At 71.0% G+C, this 19,414-nt stretch carries 15 protein-coding genes; 5 read left to right on the top strand and 10 right to left on the bottom strand.

Going from position 1 to position 19,414, the window contains the following annotated elements; all coding sequences use genetic code 11:
- Positions 1-45: 45 nt before the first annotated feature.
- From IEY70_RS15020 to IEY70_RS15030, 3 genes are all read left to right on the top strand, one after another.
- Entirely contained in the window at positions 46-915 is an 870-nt protein-coding gene (locus IEY70_RS15020) for a VOC family protein (protein WP_189065850.1), read from the top strand.
- 115 nt (positions 916-1,030) lie between these two features.
- Positions 1,031-1,906, top strand: coding sequence for a hypothetical protein (locus IEY70_RS15025; protein WP_189065851.1), 876 nt, complete (start codon positions 1,031-1,033; stop codon positions 1,904-1,906).
- Positions 1,907-1,939: 33 nt separating this feature from the next.
- Positions 1,940-2,257 carry a non-heme iron oxygenase ferredoxin subunit gene (locus IEY70_RS15030; RefSeq protein WP_189065852.1) on the top strand — a complete coding sequence of 106 codons (318 nt, stop codon included), beginning with the start codon at positions 1,940-1,942 and terminating at the stop codon, positions 2,255-2,257.
- A 57-nt stretch (positions 2,258-2,314) separates the two neighbouring features.
- On the opposite strand, the gene IEY70_RS15035 is transcribed toward IEY70_RS15030, so the two are convergent.
- From IEY70_RS15035 to IEY70_RS15060, 6 genes are all read right to left on the bottom strand, one after another.
- Positions 2,315-2,827: a hypothetical protein gene (locus tag IEY70_RS15035; protein ID WP_189065853.1), complete on the bottom strand. Its 513-nt coding sequence runs from the start codon at positions 2,825-2,827 to the stop codon at positions 2,315-2,317.
- A gap of 94 nt (positions 2,828-2,921) precedes the next feature.
- Positions 2,922-3,614 carry an ankyrin repeat domain-containing protein gene (locus IEY70_RS15040; RefSeq protein ID WP_189065854.1) on the bottom strand — a complete coding sequence of 231 codons (693 nt, stop codon included), beginning with the start codon at positions 3,612-3,614 and terminating at the stop codon, positions 2,922-2,924.
- Positions 3,611-5,038: a serine hydrolase domain-containing protein gene (locus IEY70_RS15045; RefSeq protein WP_189065855.1), complete on the bottom strand. Its 1,428-nt coding sequence runs from the start codon at positions 5,036-5,038 to the stop codon at positions 3,611-3,613. Before IEY70_RS15045 ends, IEY70_RS15040 begins: the two co-directional genes overlap by 4 nt.
- A gap of 53 nt (positions 5,039-5,091) precedes the next feature.
- A complete protein-coding gene (locus IEY70_RS15050; protein ID WP_189065856.1) occupies positions 5,092-6,264 on the bottom strand; it encodes an acetyl-CoA C-acetyltransferase in 1,173 nt (390 codons plus the stop codon).
- 36 nt (positions 6,265-6,300) lie between these two features.
- Entirely contained in the window at positions 6,301-6,705 is a 405-nt protein-coding gene (locus IEY70_RS15055; RefSeq protein ID WP_189065857.1) for a DoxX family protein, read from the bottom strand.
- Positions 6,706-6,773: 68 nt separating this feature from the next.
- Positions 6,774-6,995, bottom strand: coding sequence for a hypothetical protein (locus IEY70_RS15060; protein ID WP_189065858.1), 222 nt, complete (start codon positions 6,993-6,995; stop codon positions 6,774-6,776).
- A 171-nt stretch (positions 6,996-7,166) separates the two neighbouring features.
- Here IEY70_RS15060 and IEY70_RS15065 point away from each other — a divergent pair, with 171 nt between their 5' ends.
- Positions 7,167-7,922, top strand: a complete 756-nt coding sequence (locus IEY70_RS15065; protein WP_189065859.1) for a metallophosphoesterase family protein — start codon at positions 7,167-7,169, stop codon at positions 7,920-7,922.
- Positions 7,923-7,939: 17 nt separating this feature from the next.
- Positions 7,940-9,016 (top strand): hypothetical protein, encoded by a 1,077-nt coding sequence (locus tag IEY70_RS15070; protein WP_229777965.1) that lies wholly within the window; start codon positions 7,940-7,942, stop codon positions 9,014-9,016.
- Between the two features lie 58 nt (positions 9,017-9,074).
- On the opposite strand, the gene IEY70_RS15075 is transcribed toward IEY70_RS15070, so the two are convergent.
- The 4 genes from IEY70_RS15075 to rnr all read right to left on the bottom strand — a co-directional run bounded on the left by IEY70_RS15075 (position 9,075) and on the right by rnr (position 19,330).
- Positions 9,075-9,767, bottom strand: coding sequence for a Bax inhibitor-1/YccA family protein (locus IEY70_RS15075; RefSeq protein ID WP_189065860.1), 693 nt, complete (start codon positions 9,765-9,767; stop codon positions 9,075-9,077).
- Between the two features lie 155 nt (positions 9,768-9,922).
- Complete coding sequence (gene treY, locus IEY70_RS15080) at positions 9,923-12,763, bottom strand: malto-oligosyltrehalose synthase (protein WP_189065861.1); 2,841 nt, start codon at positions 12,761-12,763, stop codon at positions 9,923-9,925.
- A complete protein-coding gene (gene treZ, locus IEY70_RS15085; protein WP_189065862.1) occupies positions 12,760-14,634 on the bottom strand; it encodes a malto-oligosyltrehalose trehalohydrolase in 1,875 nt (624 codons plus the stop codon). The genes treY and treZ overlap by 4 nt, the downstream gene beginning before the upstream one ends.
- A gap of 241 nt (positions 14,635-14,875) precedes the next feature.
- Positions 14,876-19,330, bottom strand: a complete 4,455-nt coding sequence (gene rnr / locus IEY70_RS15090) for a ribonuclease R (protein ID WP_189065863.1) — start codon at positions 19,328-19,330, stop codon at positions 14,876-14,878.
- Between the last annotated feature and the right edge of the window lie 84 nt (positions 19,331-19,414).

Raw genomic sequence — 19,414 nt, forward strand, 5'->3', positions numbered from 1 at the left:
AGTAAACTGCTTGATTTTTTAAACCATCGGGTTCAGAATGCAGCCATGACCCACGCCCCCACCCCGCCCATCCTGCCCGCCAGCACCCACGTCGGCGCCGTCCACCTGAACGCCCGCGACCTGCCCGGCCTCACCCGCTTCTACACCGACCTGCTGGGCCTGCACGTCCTCTGGCCTGACCCCACCCAGGCCGTCCTGAGCGCCCACGGCACCCCACTGCTGCACCTGCACGCCGCGCCCGACCTGCCCGCTCCCGCCCCCTCCCGCCCCGGCCTGTACCACACCGCCTTCCTGCTCCCCACCCGCGCCGACCTGGGCCGCTGGCTGGCGCACGCCGCGCGGATGGGCCACCGCATCGGCAGCGGCGACCACCTCGTCAGCGAGGCCTTCTACCTGGGCGACCCCGAAGGCAACGGCATCGAGGTCTACGCCGACCGCCCCCGTGACACCTGGACCTGGCGCAGCGGACAGGTGCAGATGGCCACGAACGCCGTGGACGCCGCCGGAGTCCTCCAGGCCGCCGGAATCGACCCCGCCACCCTGGACGGCGCCCAGCCCTTCAGCGCCCCCGCCGGCACCACCGTCGGGCACATTCACCTGAAAGTCGGCAGCGCCGCCCAGGCTGCCCACTGGTACACAGGCACCCTGGGCCTGGATGTGGTCGCCGACCTCGGCAGCGCCGCCTTCCTGTCCTGGGGCGGATACCACCACCACATCGGCCTGAACGAATGGCACAGCGCCGCGCAGCCCGCCCCCACCACACCCGCCGCCGGACTGCGCGCCTTCACGCTGCTCAGCCCGGACCTGGAACCCCTGCGCGCCCACCTGCGCGGCCGCCCGGACGTCCAGCACAGCCCGGACTCCCTGACCCTCACCGACCCCTGGGGCAACCACCTGACCGTGACGCAGGGCTGAGCGGGAACACTGGGTCGAACGGCGACACTGGGCCGAGCTGGGCCGAACAGCGACACTGGGCCGAACCTCGCCCCGGACTGAACCTCGCCCCGGACGCAAGAGGGTACGCTGGATCATGCGCCCCTTCCTCCGCTCCCTCCCGCTGGCCCTGACCCTGCTGACCCTGCCGCTCGTCACGGCGCACGCCGCCGCGCCCGCCGGACTGCACCCCACGCTGGCCGTCATGCCCGGCAGCCCCAGCACCGATACGCCCACCGCGTACCTGCTGGGCAGCTGGGAGGGCAGCCGCTGGCTGAACGCCACGCAGACCCGCGCCCGCCTGCGCGGCAACGAACAGTACCGCCGCCTCGCGCCCGGCGCGGCCCCCACCCCACTGCGCGCCGGAGGGCCCGCCACCTCCCTGGGCGAGCCGTGCGAGGAAACGTTCGAGGTGCCCGTCCCGGCCCTGCCGCCCGGACTGGCCGTCCTGGCGCCCGCCACCCTGAACGCCCAGCCCCGCCCCGTCACGGACCTGCCGACCCGCAACGCCACGTACGAACGCATCGTGCGGGACGAACTGATCCGCCGGGGCGTCCGGTCCCCGCAGGTCACCCTGACCCGCCTGACCCGCGCCGACCTGGACGGCAACGGCACGCAGGAAATCATCATCGAGGCCCGCCACTTCCGGGACGGCAACCGGGACTTCCCGCCGCCCACCGGGCAACCCGGCGACTACAGCCTGCTGCTGCTGCGGCACGTGACCGACGGCCGGGTCGTCACGACCACGCTGGGCGAGTACGTCGCGCCCCCCACCCCCTGGAACCCCGAGAGCAGCGACCCCATGCCCCTGGCCACCCAGTACCGACTGGCCGGCGTGGCCGACCTGAACGGCGACGGCCGCATGGAACTCGCGCTGCACGACACCTACTACGAGGGCGCAGGCTTCAGCGTGCAGGAATGGACGCCCGCCGGACTGCGCGCCACGCCCCTCGATAGCGGCTGCGGTGCCTGAACGCCGCCCCGCCGGACGTTACACTCGGCAGTCATGAGCGACCCCACCCGAGTCCTGGCCGGACACACCGCCGAGATGCCCGAAGGGCACCAGACTGCCGTCGACCTGAACGGCGTCAGCGTGCTCGTCGTGAACTTCGAGGGCACGTACTACGCCCTGCGGAACAACTGCACCCACAAGGACTTCCCGCTGCTGGGCGGCGACGTCAGCATGGGCCGCGTCACCTGCGAGAAGCACGGCGCGAAATTCGAACTCGCGACCGGGAAGGCCAAGACGCTGCCCGCCGTGAAGCCCGTGAAGCTCTACCGGACGCAGGTCGAGGACGGCCAGCTGTACGTCTCCGAGCTGTAACCACACAGCAAAAGGGGAACGCCGTGACCGTCACGGCGTCCCCCTCCACTCTTCCGTTCAGAAGCCGCGTTCGGTGTCGCCATGCACCTGACTCTGCAGTTCCGGCGTTTCACCCTCGGGCAGGTCGCCGGGGCGCTGGCTCACGTGAGGCGGACCCTGCTCGCTGGGGGGCGTGTAGCCGGGATTCGGGTCGACGGCCCGCTGGTGGGATTCCAGCGCCATCGTCGTGGACGCGTTGATGCCCACGCCCGCCGTCGGGATGATCGTGTCGAGGTTCTCGCCGCCCAGCCCGGCGACCGTCTGCGCCCCGGCGAACTCGGCGTCCTGCGGCGCGTGCTCCATGGCGACCACGTCACGCGTGGCGAGGTGATCGAACACGCCAGTCACGTCCTTCGCGCCGTGCGGCTGGGCCGACGCGCCCAGGCCCTGATCGGCGGCCCCCACGCGGTCCCCGGCGGGCGTCGTCGTGTACGCCTCCTGGTGGTCGTCCTTGCGGTCGGGCGTGTCGAAGCCCGTCTGCGCGCCGTGCTCGCCCGTCACGGGCGGGTTGCGGTCATCGTGATTGGTCATGCCGCCAGTCTGCCCCCGCCCCACCCGCGCTGCCTTCCGGCTTTCTTCAGACGGCCGAACGGAACCGTTCAGGAAGGCTGAACCGCAGCGCTGATCACGCCGGGAGGGGCCCATCCAGCGAGTCGGCCAGGACCGCGTGCCCCTCCTCGCGCGCAAAGTCGGCGGCGCGGCGACCGTCCCCCGTGCGGGCCTCCGCATCCGCGCCGCGCTGACGCAGGAACAGCACCAGTCCCGCGTCGCCGTTCTGCGCGGCGGCCATCAGCGGCGTGAACTCGTCCTGCTGCGTGGCGTTCACGTCCGCGCCCGCCATGACCAGCGCCCGCGCGAGTGCTCCGTGCCCGCCCGCCACCGCCGAGTGCAGCGGCTGCACCCGCATCGCATTGCGGCTCACCGCGTTCACGTCCGCGCCGCGCGACAACAGCGCCTCCGCGACCCCCGCCTGCCCGAAGAACGCCGCGAGACCCAGCGGACTGAACCCGTCCCCGCTCACGCCACTGACCAGTGCCGGGTCGGCGTCCAGTGCGCGCGTCAGGGCCGCCTCGTCGCCCAGCGCCGCCGCCTCGAACACGTCCAGGGGCGCGCCCAGCTCCACCAGCACGCGCGCCATGTCCGCCCGGCCGTAGTACACCGCGAACAGCACCGGACTCACACCCATCGGGCTGGGCAGGGTCAACAGCCCCGCGTCCCCGTCCACCAGGGCGCGCAGCAGTGCCTCGTCGCGCGTCTTGATCGCCAGGAAGAACGCCGCCTCGCGGTCCCCCACCACCTCACCAGCTCCGTCAGTCATGCGCCCAGGGTAGAGGGTCGGGCACTCAGCGTGTGGCCCTCGCCGTAGTGCGGGGCGCACCGCCCCACCGACAGGGACGCGTCGGGCGCGGGCCAGCGCACCTCCCAGCGGGCGCCGTCCTCGATCAGCAGCAGCGTCAGGGCCAGCGTTCCGTCGGCCTGCCAGCCTGCCCGGACGGTCAGGGCGACGGTGGTGCCCCAGGTGTCCAGCGTCTGCTCCTCCCAGGCGTTCAGCGTGAACCGGACCGTGTTCGATGTCGGCCCATCAAGTGCGAGTGTGCCGCGTTCACCCGCGATGGTCAGGGTCGCACTCTCCCAGCCCTCGTCGTTCGGGTCGAACGTGAAGTGCGCCTGCACGTCCCGCAGCGGGGGCGGATCGAGGAGCTCCGGCACGTCCAGCGTGAGGGTTTCACAACGCACCCGCAGCGCCTCCGTGTCGGCGCCGGGTGGCAGGGGAGAGGGCTGCCCCGCGCCCAGCAGGTGCGTCCAGGTGTGATCCAGCACCCGCCCCATGTCCCTCACGCCCGCCGTGACGGCCAGCACCATGTCCTGCTGCGGCATCACCACGCAGAACTGCCCGAACGCCCCGTCCGCCCGGTACACGCCGTGACGGCAGCGCCACACCTGATACCCGTACCCCTGCGCCCAGTCGCTGTTTTCGTCGCCGGGGTTCGTGCCGGGCGGGACGTGCGCGGCACTCATGGCGTCCACCCACGCCGCAGACAGGAGCCTCTGCCCCTGCCACATGCCCCGGTTCAGCAGCAGTTGACCAAAGCTCGCCACGTCCCCGGTGCGCAGGTGCAGACCCCACCCGCCCAGATTCACGCCCCGCGCGTTGCTGACCCAGCGCGCCCCCCGGAACCCCAGCGGCTCCAGCAGGCGCGGCGTCAGGAACTCCAGCAGCGTCTCCCCGGTCACGCGCTGCACCAGCGCCGACAGCAGGAACGACGCGCCACTGTCGTACACGAAGTGCGTCCCCGGCTGGAACTCGACCGGCTGCGCCAGGAACGCCGTCACCCAGTCCCCGTCCCCCGTCGCCACCAACGCGTCCGTCACGTCCGCCGCGTGCCCCGTCCGCATGGTCAGCAGATCCTCGACCCGCATGGCCCGCAGGTGCCCACCCACCACCGGCGGCAGGGCGTCCGGAAAGAGGTCCACCCCCCGGTCCTCCACGCTCAGACGACCCTCCTGTACCAGCAGCCCCACGCCCACCGCAGCGAACGCCTTGCTCAGCGAGTACACGTGATGCACCCGCTCCGGCCCGTACGGGAACCAGTGCCCCCCGGCCACCACCCGACCCGAGCGCCGCAACGTGAACCCATGCAGCTCCAGCCCGTCCGCCGCCAGCGCGTCCAGCCACGCCAGCACCGCCCCGGACGGCAGACCCTGAGACTCCGGCGACACCTGAACCATAGAAGGAGGCACGCCCCAGGGTACGGGACGTGCCTGCACAGTGGAATCTGCCAGTTGGCGCAGCGTTACGCCCGCGCGCGCACCACGACGGCGATGCCCATGCCGCCGCCGATGCACAGGCTGGCGACGCCGGTTTCCTTGCCCAGGCGGCGCAGCTGGTGGATCAGCGTGACGAGCACGCGCGCCCCGGAAGCGCCGATGGGGTGCCCGAGGGCGACGGCGCCGCCCGTGACGTTCACGCGGGCCGGGTCGGCGTTCAGGTCGCGCACGACGGCGAGGGACTGCGCGGCGAAGGCCTCGTTCAGTTCGAACAGGTCCACGTCCGCGACGCTCATTCCGGCGCGGGTCAGGGCGACGGGGACGGCCCTGGCGGGGCCGATGCCCATGATGGCGGGGTCCACGCCGATGGCGGCGTAACTGGCAATCTCGGCCAGGACCGGCAGGCCGTGCGCCTGGGCGTACTCCTCGCTGGCGACCAGCAGCATGGCGGCCCCGTCGTTGATGCCGCTGGCGTTCCCGGCGGTGACGGTCCCGTCCTTTTTGAAGGCGGGTTTCAGCTTGGCGAGGGCCTCGGCGGTGGTGGCGCGGGGGTACTCGTCGGCGCTGAAGGTGGTGGGGCCCTTGCGGCCCGGCACCTCCACGCTGACGAGTTCATCGGCGAAGAAGCCTCCGGCTTGCGCGGTGGCGGCGCGGTTCTGGCTTTCCAGCGCGAAGGCGTCCTGTTCCTCGCGCGTCAGGTTCCACGCTTCTGCGATGTTCTCGGCGGTGATGCCCATGTGGTAGTTCCCGAACACGTCGGTCAGGCCGTCCGAGAGGATGCTGTCCAGTGTCTGCGCGTGCCCCAGCCGGTACCCCTCACGGGCGCGGGGGAGGAGGTACGGGGCGCGGCTCATGCTCTCGGTGCCGCCCGCGAGGTACAGCTGTCCGTCCCCGGCCCTGATGCCCTGCGCGGCGCTGATGACCGACTGGAGGCCGCTGCCGCACACGCGGTTCACGGTCAGGCCTGGCACGTCATTGGGCAGGCCCGCGCCGATGCCCACCTGTCGGCCCACGTTCATGCCGTTTCCGGCCTGAAGGACGTTGCCCACGATCACGTCGGTCACGTCCGCGCCGTTCACGCCTTCCAGCACGGCTTTTGCGGCCGTGATGCCCAGGTCGGCGGCCGACACGTCTTTCAGGCTGCCCATGAAACTTCCGATTGGCGTGCGCTTCGCCGCCACGATCACCAGTTTGCTCATGCCCGGAGTCTAACGGGCGTTAGAGGTGTTGCCCGGTCACCCGTGCGGGAACGCGCGGTCCCGTCCGGCCCGCCACACGGCCCACATCAGCAGCGGTTGCAGCGGCAACCTCGCCCAGAGTGCCCAGCCGGGCAGTCCGAACTGCTGCGGATGCTGCGCCATGTTCACGTTCGCGGGCAACACGGCCAGCAGCAGGGCAAGCAGGCCCCAGCGGGCCGCCGGGCGCGTGGCGGAGTGCAGCAACCCCAGGCCGCCCAGCAGTTCGGCCGCGCCGCTGATCAGCGTGGCGGTGCGCGCGGGCAGGGGCACCCAGCCGGGCACGATGCTGTCGAACACGCGCGGCGTGACGAAATGCAGCGCGCCCGCCCCCACGAACAGGAGGCTCAGCAGCAGGACGCCGGGCGTGGGCCGCTGAAGTTCACGGGCGGGTTGATCGGGCATGGCGGCAGCCTCGCGCATTTCACGGCAAAAGAAAAGGAGCCCGCAGGCTCCAGAAGGTGCAGACGGGTTCAGCCGTTGCTGGAGGGAACGTTGCGGGCTTCCTCGCGGTCCCTGAGTTCCTTGTCGCTCAGGCCGTCGTCGTTGTTGCGGGGCGCCTGGGCTTCGCGGTCGTTCGCACTTTTCACGGAGGGTTCGTGACCGTCGGCGATGTCATGCACTTCTTTCCGGTTGCGGTCGAACTCCTGGGGCTGGCTGGTGTGACCGCTGTTCTTGTCGTCTTTGTCAGGCATGCCCTTACCCTGACAGGCCGCCGCGTGCGCTGTCTGCGGGCCGCGTGAACGGCACTTCAGAGATGAAGTGAGCCTCAAGCCGCCCGGCCGGGCAGCAAAGACCTGCCTGCATGGTGAGCGGCGCCGGAGGGGGGGCGGGCACGCTACCCTGCACCCCATGAGGGTCGCCGGATGAGGGTCGCAGTGATCAGTGACGTGCACGGGAACGCCTTCGCGCTGGAGGCCGTGCTGCGCGAGGTCCGGGCCGCCGCGCCGGACCTGACCGTGAACCTGGGCGATCAGGTCGAGGGCAGCGCCGACCCCGCCCGCGCCCTGAGCATGCAGGCAGAACTGGCCCGGAGTGGGGCGCTGGAGGTGCGCGGCAACAACGAGGAGAAACTCTGGCCGGGCGGCCGCCGTTCGCCGCTGTCACGGTCGTACGGCGAGTGGCTCACGGCGAACACCGACCCGGCGTTGCTGGCCCGCGTGGCCGCCCTGCCGCTGACCGCGCGGGCCGGGGACCTGCTGGCCTTTCACGGCACGCCGGACAGCGCCTGGGACAGCCTGCTGTGGGTCTGGGACACGGGCGGGTACTACCGCGCCCGCGACCCCAGAACCCTGCGTGCCCAGGTGGAACCCCTTGAAGCCGCCGTGGTCGTGTGCGGGCACACCCACCGCGCGGGCGCGACCCGCGTGGGCGACACGCTGATCGTGAACGCCGGGGCGGTCAGCGATCAGGTGGACGGCGACCCCCGCGCCCGCTGGACGCAGCTGGACCGCTTGAACGGCCAGTGGGCCGTCACCTTCCACGCCACGGAGTACGACATAGAGGCGGCCGTCACCTGGGCCGCCACGCACACCCCGTTCAGTCAGGGCGAGGCCAGCCTCCTGAGGACCGGCACGATGGACGCGCGCGGCGACGGCGTGTGGGAAGGCCCGCAACCCTGACGGTGTACGCTGCACGCATGCTGAACTGGATCTTCACCGCTGCCCTTGTTCTCGGTGCGGGCGCGCAGGCCGCCGGGTGCGGCGGTACCGAGGGGGTGCCCGACTGGGCGCGCGCCGGGACGTTCCGGGGCACCCTCGGGACGCTACCGGTCGCCCTGAGCCTTGACCCCCGGGGCGAGTCGCGGTACTTCTACGAGGGCCGCAGCCTCGACCTGTTCCTGGAGGCGCGCCGCAGCGGGAACGCGCTGGTGCTGGAGGAAAGCGTCCGCCGGGACTACGGTGAGCGCGTGCTGAGCGGCTGTTTCACCCTGATGCCTGCCCCCGGCGGCCTGAAGGGAACGTGGCAGGCCCCCGGCGCGGCCAGGGCGTTGGAGGTGAACCTGGCGCCGCTGGACGCTGCGCGCCTGCCGCTGCGGCTGCCCCTCTCGCCGGGGCTGAGTGCGCTGCGCCGTGACGACCCGCTGGCGTTCCTGAAACTGAACCGCGCCTGGGTCACGCTGCCCGGTGCGCGCGCGGTGCGCGAGCCGCTGTCCGGCGTGACGTACCCGCGCGTGCCCGGCGCGAGCGGCGCGCTGAATGCCGCGTTGCAGGACCGCCAGTTGCGCCACGCAGCGGACGCCCTGGACTGCCGCGCCATGCTGCCCGAACCCGCCCAGAAGGACCCGCAGGAGGGGTACAACCTGAGTGCCGGGATCACGCTGTCGAACGCCCGTCTGCTGAGCCTGCGCGAGGACGTGGACTACTACTGCGGCGGCGTGCACCCGGACAACTGGACCGAGGGCGTCATCCTGGACCGCATCACGGGCCGCGCCGTGCCGCTGACCACCCTGTTCCCGAAACTGGGTGCCGCGCGGCAGAAGACGCTGTACCTGTCGGGCGTGAAAGCAAAGGTGGACACCGAGTGCCTGAACATCCTGCGGAACAGTGCCAGCGCCTTCACCGCGTACCTGAGTGCCGCCGGGGTGAACCTGACCCCCACTGATCTGCCACACGCCGTAGGTGTGTGCGCCGAGACCGTCACGTTGCCGTACGCGACGCTGCGCGGCGACGCGAACCTCGGCAGCCCGCTCGTGAAGACGCTGTACCCGAAGTGACCGGAACAGGAAAACGCCCCCGCCGATGCACTGGCGGGGGCGTTTTCCTGTGCGTGGGTCAGTCGCGGCTGCCGCCGATTCCGAACAGACGCAGGATGAACAGGAACATGTTGATGAAGTCCAGGTACAGGGCCAGCGCGCCGTTGATGGCGGCCCGCTCGGCCTGCTCGCCCTGCACGCCGCTCAGGGCGAGGTTACGCAGCATCTGGGTGTCGTAGGCGGTCAGGCCCGCGAACAGCAGCACGCCCACGATGCTGATGCCCAGCGTCAGGGCGCTGCTGGCCACGAACAGGTTCACGATCATCGCGACGAACAGGCCGATCACGGCGAACATGAAGAAGCGGCCCATGGCGCTCAGGTCCTTCTTGATCACGAAGCCCGCCACGCTCATCAGGCCGAAGGTGCCGGCGGTCGTGGCGAACGCGGCGGTCACGGCGCTCATGTCGTAGGCCAGCAGGATCGAGGAGAAGGTCAGGCCGGTCAGGGCGGCGTACACGATGAACAGCACCCCGGCCAGGGCGCTGGGCAGACGCTGCGCGCCGAGGCTCAGGACGAACACCAGCGCCAGCTGCGCGATGATCAGCGGCATGCGCAGGTTCAGCACCTGGTACGCCAGGGCCTCGTTGCTGGCGGTCAGCCACGCGATGCCGGCCGTGAGGGCCAGGCCGGCGGCCATCCAGGAGTACGTGCGGGCCATGAAGGTGCGGACAAGATCCGTCGTGTTGGTTCGGGTGGTGGGGTAGGTCTGCATACACTCCAGAGTACGCGGGCAGGCTGATACGAGTTCCCGGTTTGGCGGGCGGTTCCTGAGCGTGCCTTTATCCCCGTGGGGCGTTCCCGGTCATGGTCCCAGGCCGCCTCGCCCGTTCGATCAGGAAAGGTCGAGGCGGCCCGGTCCGGCGCGGTCTACTCGCGGATCAGCAGGGCCAGCGGGAAATCCTCGAGGACCTTGGCGAGTGGCATGCGGGCGCCGCGCACCTTGAGGCTCTCGCCGGTCAGGGTGTTGCGGTACGTGCCGGTCGGCAGGCTGATCTGGCGGGTGCCCCAGGTTTCCGCCATGGCCCACGGTGTCTGCTCGCGGGTCAGGGTCAGGGTCAGGCGGGGCGCGACGGTCACGGCCACCTGCCCGGCGTGCTCGCGGCGGAAGGCCAGGGCGTGCCGTCCGGCGTCGATGGCGTGGTACGTGCCGCTGCGGAACAGTTCCGGGTGCTGTGCGCGGGTGTGCAGGGCGGCCCAGGTGACCATGACCTTCACGTTCCCGTCCTCGAAGTTGCCCAGCAGGCGGTGGGCCAGGGCGCGGCCCGCGCCGCGTTCCAGGCGGCCCAGCGTGCGGTTCAGGGCGGCGTAGTCCACGGGGCGGCGGTTGTCGGGGTCCACCAGACTCTGGTTCCAGTCCTCGCTTCCCTGGTACGTGTCGGGCACGCCGGGCGCGGTCAGGCGGACCAGCGTGGCGCTCAGGCTGTTCTGCGCGCCGTACGGACTGATCCGGCCGTGCAGTTCCCGCAGCGACGTCATGAAGCTGTCGTTGCCGAGCAGACCGCGCACCAGGGATTCCAGCGCGGCCTCGTACTCCTCGTCGGGTGCGGCCCAGCTGGTCCGCAGTTTCGCCTCGCGCGCTGCCTTGACCATGTACGCGGCCAGCCGGTCCGGGAGGTCCGTCAGGTTGCCGTCCAGCGGGTACGCGCCCAGCACGTTCTGCAGCAGTGCGTAGGTGTCCAGGGTGGTGGGCGCGGCGCCCAGTTCCAGTTCGGTGCTCAGCGAGCGCAGCAGCGGCGCCCAGCGGCTCAGGTACGCGGCCCAGGTCTGCGGCATCTCCGAGAGCACGCTGATGCGGGCGCGGGTGTCCTCGCCGCGTTTGGTGTCGTGCGTGCTGCCGCCCAGCATCGCCTGCGGCCAGTGCGTGGCGCGCGCCGTGACCGACTCGTGGAAGGACCGCAGCGGCGTGCCGAACAGCGCCGGGTCGCCGCCCACCTCGTTCAGGGACAGCAGGCGCGCGTAGCGGTAGAAGGCCGTGTCCTCGGCGCCCTTGGCGGTCACGGGGCCGGTCAGCTGCTGGAATTTCAGGGTGAAGTCCGCGTACGCCGCGCGCGTCGCCTCGTCCGGGGCGTTCAGGGTCAGCACCGAGTGCAGGTAATCGAACACGCTGGGGTCCAGCGCGGCCCCCGAGCGGCGGCTCTGCACGCGGGCGTCCCGGATGGCGTGCCCGATCTTGGCGTCGTCACCGGGTTCGCGTTGCCCGTCGGCGCGGATGTACGTGCGGTACACCGGGAAGGTCGCGATGACCTCGCGGATCGCGGCGCGCAGCGTACTGAGCGTGAAGTCACGGGCGCGCAGGTCCGCCTCGGCCAGCCGCTCGAGGTGCTCGGTCAGCACGTTCACCTCGCCCGGCAGACTGACCCGCTGGATCAGGTGCTTGCCGTGGTACAGGTGCTCGCTGTACGGCGCGCGGTCCCCGGTGAACCGCCGGTACACCGCACTGACCTCCTCCTCGTTGGTGCCGTCCACGAACACGCCGTTCAGTTGTGCCAGGAAGTCGTACCCGGTCGTGCCGTGAATCGCCCAGTCGGGCGGCAGTTGCTCGCCGGGTTCCAGGATCTTCTCGGCGACCACGTACAGCGGCAGTGGCTCCCCGGCTTCCAGCGCCTGCGGGTCCAGGCCCAGCGCGTGCGCCGCGCCCGCCTGCAGGCCCCGGAAGTACCCGGCCGGGTCGAACAGCCCGTCGGTGTGGTCCAGCCGCACGCCCTGGATCAGGCCCTCGCGCAGCAGTTCGAACAGCGTGGCGTGCGCCCAGGCGAACACGCGCGGGTCCTCCATGCGCAGCGCCGCGAGGTCGTTGATGTCGAAGAACCGGCGGTAGTTGATCTCCTCGGCCGCGACCTTCCAGAACGCCAGCCGGTAGTTCTGCTCGCCGATCAGGGCGTCCAGGCGGGCGGGGTCGTCGTTCACGGTCTGCACGGCCTGATCGAGCGCCGCGCGCACGGAACCGGAATCCTGCGCCAGTCCGCTCAGGCGGCGGGTCATGACCTCGACCTCCTGCGCGCGGATCACGCGGTCCGTGTCGGTCAGGTCCCCGGTGGTGCTGCGCGGCAGGTTGTCCACGCTGCGGCGGATGCTGGCCAGTTCGGCGCGCACGCCGGTATCGGTGCCGCGCGGCAGGGCCGCCTCGACCCACCCGAGCAGCAGTGACAGGCTGCGCGGCGACATGGGCAGCGTGCGCTCCCAGTACTGCAGCGTGAAGTGCCCGCCATCGCGTTGCAGGCGCAGTTCGCCCCGCTCCAGCACCCGACCGTACTGGTCGCCCAGCACCGGCAGCAGCACCTTGCCGTCCAGCGCGCGCTTGAGCGGATGCCACGAGATGTCGAAGAAGTGCGCGTAACGGCTGGCCTGCCCGTGGCGCAGCACGTCCTCCCAGTAGGGGTTGTGCCCACCCTGGATGCCCATGTGGTTCGGCACGAAATCCACGATCAGGCCCAGGCCCAGTTCCCGCGCGCGGCCCGACAGGCGGCGCAGTCCCGTCAGCCCCCCGAGTTCCGGGTTGATCTGCGTGTGGTCGGTCACGTCGTACCCGTGCGTGCTGCCGGGCGTGCTGGTCCAGATGGGCGAGAGGTACACGTCGGTCACGCCCAGCCGTTTCAGGTACGGCAGGGTGCGCCGCGCCGCCGCGAAATCGAAGTCACGGTGCAGTTGCAGGCGGTACGTGGCCGCCGGAAGGTGCGTCATGGGCGCGGTCGTTCCGGCCGGCGTCATGCGTCCGCTCCGAACAGGGCGGCCTCGCCGGGTTGCAGGGGCCGCCTGGCCAGCGGGGTGGGGGCCGCGCCGCCCGTCAGGTCGTCACTGGAGCGCAGCATCACCTGCTCCGGCAGCGTGAAGGGCAGGCCAGTCAGGCTGCCGGGCGTGTCCAGCGGCGTTTCCCCCAGATTCCACAGCAACGCGCGCATGCCCTGCGGCGTCTGCCACTGCACCCACAGCGTCCCGGCGCGGCGGCCCGTGGCGGCCGCCTCGCCCGGCACGTCCAGCGACCCGGCGCGGATCGCCCGGCGTGAACGCACGCTCAGGACCGGGTCCTCGCGCCGCAGGCGCAGCAGCGCGCGGTACAGCGCCAGCGTCCGCGCATGCCCGGCGCCCGTGTGCTCGTTCCAGTCCAGTTTCGCGCTCTGGAAGGTCGCCTCGGCCTGCGGGTCCGGCACGTTCTCCCCGCTGAACCCCGAGAAGTACGCGAACTCGCGCCGCCGCCCCTCGGTCACCAGCCGCCCCAGTTCCCCGTGGTGGTCACTGAAGAACGGGAACGGCGTGCCCGCCGCCCACTCCTGCCCCTGGAACAGCAGCGGCGTCATGGGCAGCGTCAGCAGCAGCGTGCTGGCCCCCAGGTACTCTTCGAGGGTCACGCCCTGCGACTGGTACAGTCGGTCGCCCAGCGCCCGGTTCCCCACCTGATCATGGTTCTGGATGCAGTACACGAAACTGGGCGCTTCCAGCGCGTCGGCGGGCCTGCCACGCTCGTGCTCCTCGCCCGTCACGTTCCAGAACTGCCCCTCGTACTTCCAGCCACGGTTGATGACCTGCGCCAGTTCGGCCGCGCCGCCCCGGAACCCGCCGTAGTACCCTTCCTGCTCGCCGGTCAGCGAGACCCGCACCTCATGATGAAAGTCGTCCACCCAGATGCCGTCCAGGCCGTACCCGGTCACGAGTTCCGGGTGGTTGCGGTGATCCTCGGCCAGCATGACGTGCGAGCCGCCCAGCGCGTGCACCTCGCGCGCCAGTTCGCACAGGATGTGCTCCTCGCTGTCGTCCTGCATGGCGGCCGTCGCGTCCAGGCGCAGGCCGTCCATGCGGTAGTCCTCCAGCCACATGCGGGCGTTCCCGGTCACGTAGCGGCGCATGTGCTCCTCGGCGTAATCCAGTCCCTGCCCCCACGCGGTATGAAAACGGTCCGTGAAGTACGACGGACTGTACGACAGCAGGTAGTTTCCGTCCGGCCCGAAGTGGTTGTATACCACGTCCACGAACACCGCCAGCCCCAGCCCGTGCGCGGCGTCCACGAAGGCCATCACGTCCTCCGGGCGGCCGTACGGCGCGAACGGCGCGTACATGCCCACCCCGTCGTATCCCCAGCCGCGCGTGCCGGGAAAGGCCGCCAGCGGCATCAGCTGAATGGCGGTCACGCCCAGATCCTTCAGGTACGGCAGGCGCTCCAGCGCGGCCCGGAAGGTTCCCTGCGGCGTGAAGGTCCCCACGTGCAACTCGTAGAACACGCACGCGTCCAGCGGCAGGCCCGCCCAGTCCGTGTGCTGCCACGCGAACGAGGTCAGGTCCACCACCTCGGCCTCGCCGTGCACGCCGTCCGGCAGGGACCGCGCGTAGGGGTCCGGGAGGGCCTGCCCGTCCAGCACGAACTGGTAGCGCGCCCCCGCCCCGACCGGCAGTACCGTCTCGAAGTACGCACCGGGAAGCGCTTCCATCGGGTGAAGCTCGCCATTCACCCGCACCTGCACCTGCGAGGCGCGGGTACTCCACACCCGGAAGCGGGTCTGCTGCTCACCGGGCAGCAGGTGCGCTCCCAGCCTCGACTGCAACCGGTCACCCTGCCCCGTCTGACGTTCCTGCACTGAGTCGCTCATGATCTCACTCCTTCACGCGCCACATGAAAAACCCGTGGCCATCACGTCAGGCTAGAGGCCACGCGCCCCCCCACCATGAGAACCGCCCCAATGCAACATGAGCAGTTCCGCTCGCGCCCCGCCGCAGGGACGCCCCGAACCCCACCCGACACGGCGCCGCAGAGGTACAGCAGAAAGCGGCGCGGCAGGGTCCATGCCCCGCGCGCCGCTTCCAGTCACCAGTCAGGCCGGTGTGTGTCGCTTAGCCCTGTGAACCGCTGCTGCCGTTCCCCCGGCGGCCGCGGCGTCGCCGCCTGCGTTTGGCATCGTCGGCGTTCCCGGTCGCGGCCGTGTCGGGCACCTGCGCCGTCACGGATTCACGCTGGGTGTTCTGCGCGCCGCGCCCACCCTGCGGCCCCTGGCGGCCGCTGGCGCGCTGCACGGCGCCCCGGTCACTGCCGCCACGCGTGAAGCTGCGCCCACGGTCCGCGCCCCGCTCGGCGGCGCGGTCGCCCCGGCCCGCCGGGCGGCCACCACGGCCACCCTGACTGTCCTCGGGCGGCATGTTCTCCAGCGTCCAGTCCCCGAAGTACATGCGCTGCACCGTGATGTTCACGGGACGCAGGTGCTCGTTGCGCGGGCGTTCCAGCGTGATCACACGGCGACTGCCGCGCCCGCCCATGCTGACGCCCCCGAACGTCCGGCCCCGGCCCCCGTCACGGCTGCCTTCACGGCCCTCGCGGGGAGCGCGTCCTGTGCGGGGCGCGCGTTCCCCGGCAGGCGCGGCGGCCTGCTGTCCGGACTCGTCCAGCGTGAATTTCTTGGGTTCGCTGACGGGCACGCTCTGCAACTTCTCGCGTTTCTCCTGCTCGCGGTCTTCGCGGCGGCGGGCGCGCGGTTTAACGGGTGAATCCATGTCGGTCTCCTGATGAATGTCGCCCGGTCGGTAGTCCGGGCTGGTCGGGTCGGCCAGCGTGAAATCCGTCTGGCGGGCCAGCGGGTTCACGGTACCGATGGTCACGTGCACCGGGTCGCCCAGGCGGTACGAACGGCCCCGGCTGCGGCCACGCAGCATCTGCGCGTCCTCGATGAACGCGTAGTAGTCGTCGTCCAGGTTGCTGATGTGCAGTTTACCTTCCACGCCGTTCTCCAGCGCCACGAACAGGCCACTGGCCACCACGCCCGACACGTTCCCCATGAAGCTCTCGCCCAGGTGCTCCTGAGCCCACTTCGCCTGGTAGTACTTGGTCAGGTCGCGTTCGGCCTCGCTGGCCGTGCGCTCGCGGTCGCTGGTGTGGTCGCCCATGGCGGGCAGGCGGCCCTGAAGCTGCGCCACCTCACGGTTCCCGGCTTTCAGTTCACCGCTCAGCATGCCCTTGAGCACGCGGTGCACCAGCAGGTCCGGGTACCGGCGGATGGGACTGGTGAAGTGCAGGTACTCGTCGAACGCCAGCCCGAAGTGCCCCAGGTTCTCCCCGGCGTACTTCGCCTGCTGCATGGACCGCAGCAGCAGCGTGTTCACCACGCTCTCGCGCGGCGTGCCCCGCACCTGCTTCAGGACCGCCTGGTACGCCTGCGGCGTCGGCTCCCCACCGGGGAACGAGAAGCCCAGCCGCCCGATGGCGTTCGTCACGTCCTGGAAGCGTTGCAGGGTCGGTTCCTCGTGAATGCGGAACAGCGCCGGAATCTCGCGTTGCAGCAGTTCGTGCGCCACGACCTTGTTCGCCAGCAGCATCAGGTCCTCGATCATGCCGCGCGCCGTCTCCTCCCGGATCGGGATGAGTTCCATGCGGCCGTCGGCCCCCACGTCCACCTTCACCTCACGCAGCTTGAAGTCCAGCGACCCCTCACGCAGACGCTTCTGGCGCAGCTTGGTCGTGATCTTCAGCAGCAGGTGCAGGTCCCCTTCCAGCTGACGGGCCTGCTCGGGCAGCGTGGCGGTCGCCTCGCTGTACGCCTGCACCTCGTCGTACGTCAGGCGGGCCTTGGAGTTGATCACGCTGGGCGCGATCTGCACCTTCAGGATCTCACCCTCGGCACTCAGTTCCACCATGGCCGTCATAGTCAGGCGGTCCTCGTACGGCACCAGGGAGCACACGCCGTTACTCAGGTGCTCGGGCAGCATGGGCAGCACGCGCCCCGGCAGGTACACGCTGGTCGCGCGGGCATACGCCTCATCGTCCAGCGGCGTGCCCTCGGTCACGTAGTGGCTCACGTCCGCGATGTGAATGCCGACCACGAACGTCCCCTCCGGCGTGGGCTGAATGTGGATCGCGTCGTCGAAATCCTTCGCGTCCCGGCCGTCCACCGTGAAGATGTTGAACTCCCGCAGGTCCAGGCGCCCACGCAGGGCCTCCTCGGGAATCTGCGAGGGAATGGCGTTCGCCTGCTCCTCGACCTCGGGCGGGAACTCGCCGCGCAGCCCGAACTTCACGATCACCGCTTCCGTCTCGGTCACGGGATCGTCCTCGGCACCCAGCACCCGCGTGACCTGCCCGAACACCTCGTCCTCGCCAGTGTTCTCCGGCCAGAACAGCTCGGTCACGACGCGCGCGCCGGCCTCCAGCTCGCCCAGCCCGTCAGGCAGCACCAGGATGCGGTGCCGCGCCCGGTGATCGTCGGGTTTCAGGATCGGGTGCCCGTGATGGAATTCCAGCGTGCCCACCAGCTGTTTGTACGCGCGCTGCACGATGCGAACGACGCTGGCGCGCGGGTTCCCGTCGCCCTTCTGCCCACGGCGCGGCCCGCCGCCCCGGCCCGTGTCGCCGCGGCCCTCCATGCGGACCAGCACGATGTCGCCGTTCCAGGCTTCCATGGTCTGCTCGGCCGGAATGTAGTAGTCGTCGCCGCCACTGTCCGGAATCACGAAGCCGAAGCCCGCCGCCGACGCCTGGAACCGCCCACGGATCAGACTCATCGCCTCGGGCAGCCCGTACGTCTTCTTGCGCGTGCGGATGACCTGCCCCTGCTCGACCAGCGATTCCAGCAGGTCCGTCAGGTCCCGCCAGTCCCCCAGGCGGCGGATGGTCTGCCGCGTGAAGGTCCGTTCCAGATCCTTGACGTGCACCGGGCGGCCCAGTTTACGCAGCTGCGCCACCACGATGTCCCGCGCCGGGTTCGCCTCCAGCAGCGAGTCGTCACCGTCCTGGGCGTCCTCCGGCCCGGCACGCTCCATGTCGTCCGTGCCGTCGCTCCCGTCCACCGCGGGCGTCTGCGCCGCAGCGGCCACCGTGTCCTCAGTGGCCTGCACGGTGGGCTGCCCGGCGTCCTGCGTGCGCGGCTTACGGCCACGCCGCGCGGGTTTCTGCTGCTCCGGCGTACCCGCCGGGTCCGACACGGTCGCCTGGGCCACGTCTGCCAGAGCGGACTCTGCCTGTACGGGGTCTACCTGTGCGGACTCTACCTGTGTGGGGATGGCTTCCACGCCCGACAGCACGTCCGGCAGCGCCTGATCCGCCGCGAGCGCCGCGCGGCGACCACGCCCGCCCCGCTTCTTCGGCACTTCCAGAATCAGCGGCCCGGACGGCTCTTCCAGCCCGGCAGCCGGGGCCTCCTGAGGCTCCTCGGAAGCCCCGGTCACCGTCTGCGCGCGGGGTTTGCGGCCACGGCGGGCCGGACGCACCGACTCCTGCGCCGCGCCGCTCTGCGCGTCCGTTTCAGCCTCGGCAGCAGGCCCGGTGGCCGGTTCAGCGGCAGGCTCGGGAGTCTGTGCACTGACCGTCTGCTTCTTGCCGGGGGGACGCCCACGACCCCGGCGGGGTGCAGGTGCGTCCACGACCGGCTGGTCATCCGCCGAAACGGTGGTCGCCTCCTGCACCGGCACTGCCTGCACGGGCTCCTGCTGCACAGGTGCCTCGTCCGTGACCTGTCCGGCCGCAGGTGCGTCCGCAGTGGGGGAGACTGCCTGCGCGCGGGGCGGGCGGCCACGACGGGACTTGGCGGGCGGTCCGGCCGTGTCAGCGGCGGGGTCGGCCACAGCCGTCGCGGAAGGCCCGGCGGCCCGGCGGCCACGCCCGGACTTCGCCTGCACGGGCTCGGTGCTCTGCGCCGCAGTGACCTGTTCTGGCCCAGCGACCGGTTCTGGCATGGCGACCGGCTCTGGCACGGCGGCAACGGCGCTGTCAGCGGTGATGGCACGCCGGCCACGGCCGCGCCTCACCGGGGTTTCCGGTGCGGCCACAGCAGCTTCCGGTGCGGGCGCCACCTGCGGCTCCGCCCCGGTCGCCCTGGGTCGGCGGGCCGTGCCAGTTGCCTTCTGCGTGCCGGTCGCCTTCTGCGTGCTGGTCGCTTTCTTCGGGCTGGCCGCACGGGCAGATTTCTTCTGCTTCGCGGGAGCGTCCGCCTGCGCGGGGACCTCGCGGTCAGTGATGTCACTGCCGGTCACTGCGGGGCCGGTGAGGTCGGGCGTGACGGCCGTGGGGGCGGCCTTGCGGGTTGTTTTTCTGGGAGTTTCTGCCAATGCACTCGCCTCCGGCTTGGGTTGAGCGCCGCTGGACGTCCTGCTGCGGCCTGCGCCGGCAGGTTGCCGGGCCGCGCTGGAGGTGCCGGGCGCAGTGCGCGCGTCCGGCTGGCTGGTCGTGGGGGTCGTGGCGTCCGCCTCGGAGTGGGTCGCGGTCACGTCCGGCCGCTGCTTCTGCTTGCGCTGCACTTTCTTGGTGGCCTCGGTGCCAGCACGCTTGGTCGCTGGCACCGCTTCCGTCTTCTTCGTTTTCGGCATGGAACGTACCTGGTCACTCAGGACGCGCCCGTGGGGGTGAACTCGTTTGGGACGCGGTCAGTCTGCCTGCATCTGGCACGCGGA

The sequence above is a fragment of the Deinococcus seoulensis genome, from assembly GCF_014648115.1.
GTDB lineage: Bacteria > Deinococcota > Deinococci > Deinococcales > Deinococcaceae > Deinococcus > Deinococcus seoulensis.

Excerpts from the sequence above, each read along its gene's own strand:
- IEY70_RS15060 (WP_189065858.1), bottom strand. The coding sequence starts at position 6,995 with ATGCCTGACAAAGACGACAAGAACAGCGGTCACACCAGCCAGCCCCAG.
- IEY70_RS15070 (WP_229777965.1), top strand. The coding sequence starts at position 7,940 with ATGCTGAACTGGATCTTCACCGCTGCCCTTGTTCTCGGTGCGGGCGCG.
- IEY70_RS15020 (WP_189065850.1), top strand. The coding sequence starts at position 46 with ATGACCCACGCCCCCACCCCGCCCATCCTGCCCGCCAGCACCCACGTC.
- treY (WP_189065861.1), bottom strand. The coding sequence starts at position 12,763 with ATGACGCCGGCCGGAACGACCGCGCCCATGACGCACCTTCCGGCGGCC.
- IEY70_RS15050 (WP_189065856.1), bottom strand. The coding sequence starts at position 6,264 with ATGAGCAAACTGGTGATCGTGGCGGCGAAGCGCACGCCAATCGGAAGT.
- treZ (WP_189065862.1), bottom strand. The coding sequence starts at position 14,634 with ATGAGCGACTCAGTGCAGGAACGTCAGACGGGGCAGGGTGACCGGTTG.
- IEY70_RS15055 (WP_189065857.1), bottom strand. The coding sequence starts at position 6,705 with ATGCCCGATCAACCCGCCCGTGAACTTCAGCGGCCCACGCCCGGCGTC.
- IEY70_RS15025 (WP_189065851.1), top strand. The coding sequence starts at position 1,031 with ATGCGCCCCTTCCTCCGCTCCCTCCCGCTGGCCCTGACCCTGCTGACC.
- rnr (WP_189065863.1), bottom strand. The coding sequence starts at position 19,330 with ATGCCGAAAACGAAGAAGACGGAAGCGGTGCCAGCGACCAAGCGTGCT.
- IEY70_RS15030 (WP_189065852.1), top strand. The coding sequence starts at position 1,940 with ATGAGCGACCCCACCCGAGTCCTGGCCGGACACACCGCCGAGATGCCC.
- IEY70_RS15075 (WP_189065860.1), bottom strand. The coding sequence starts at position 9,767 with ATGCAGACCTACCCCACCACCCGAACCAACACGACGGATCTTGTCCGC.
- IEY70_RS15035 (WP_189065853.1), bottom strand. The coding sequence starts at position 2,827 with ATGACCAATCACGATGACCGCAACCCGCCCGTGACGGGCGAGCACGGC.
- IEY70_RS15040 (WP_189065854.1), bottom strand. The coding sequence starts at position 3,614 with ATGACTGACGGAGCTGGTGAGGTGGTGGGGGACCGCGAGGCGGCGTTC.
- IEY70_RS15065 (WP_189065859.1), top strand. The coding sequence starts at position 7,167 with ATGAGGGTCGCAGTGATCAGTGACGTGCACGGGAACGCCTTCGCGCTG.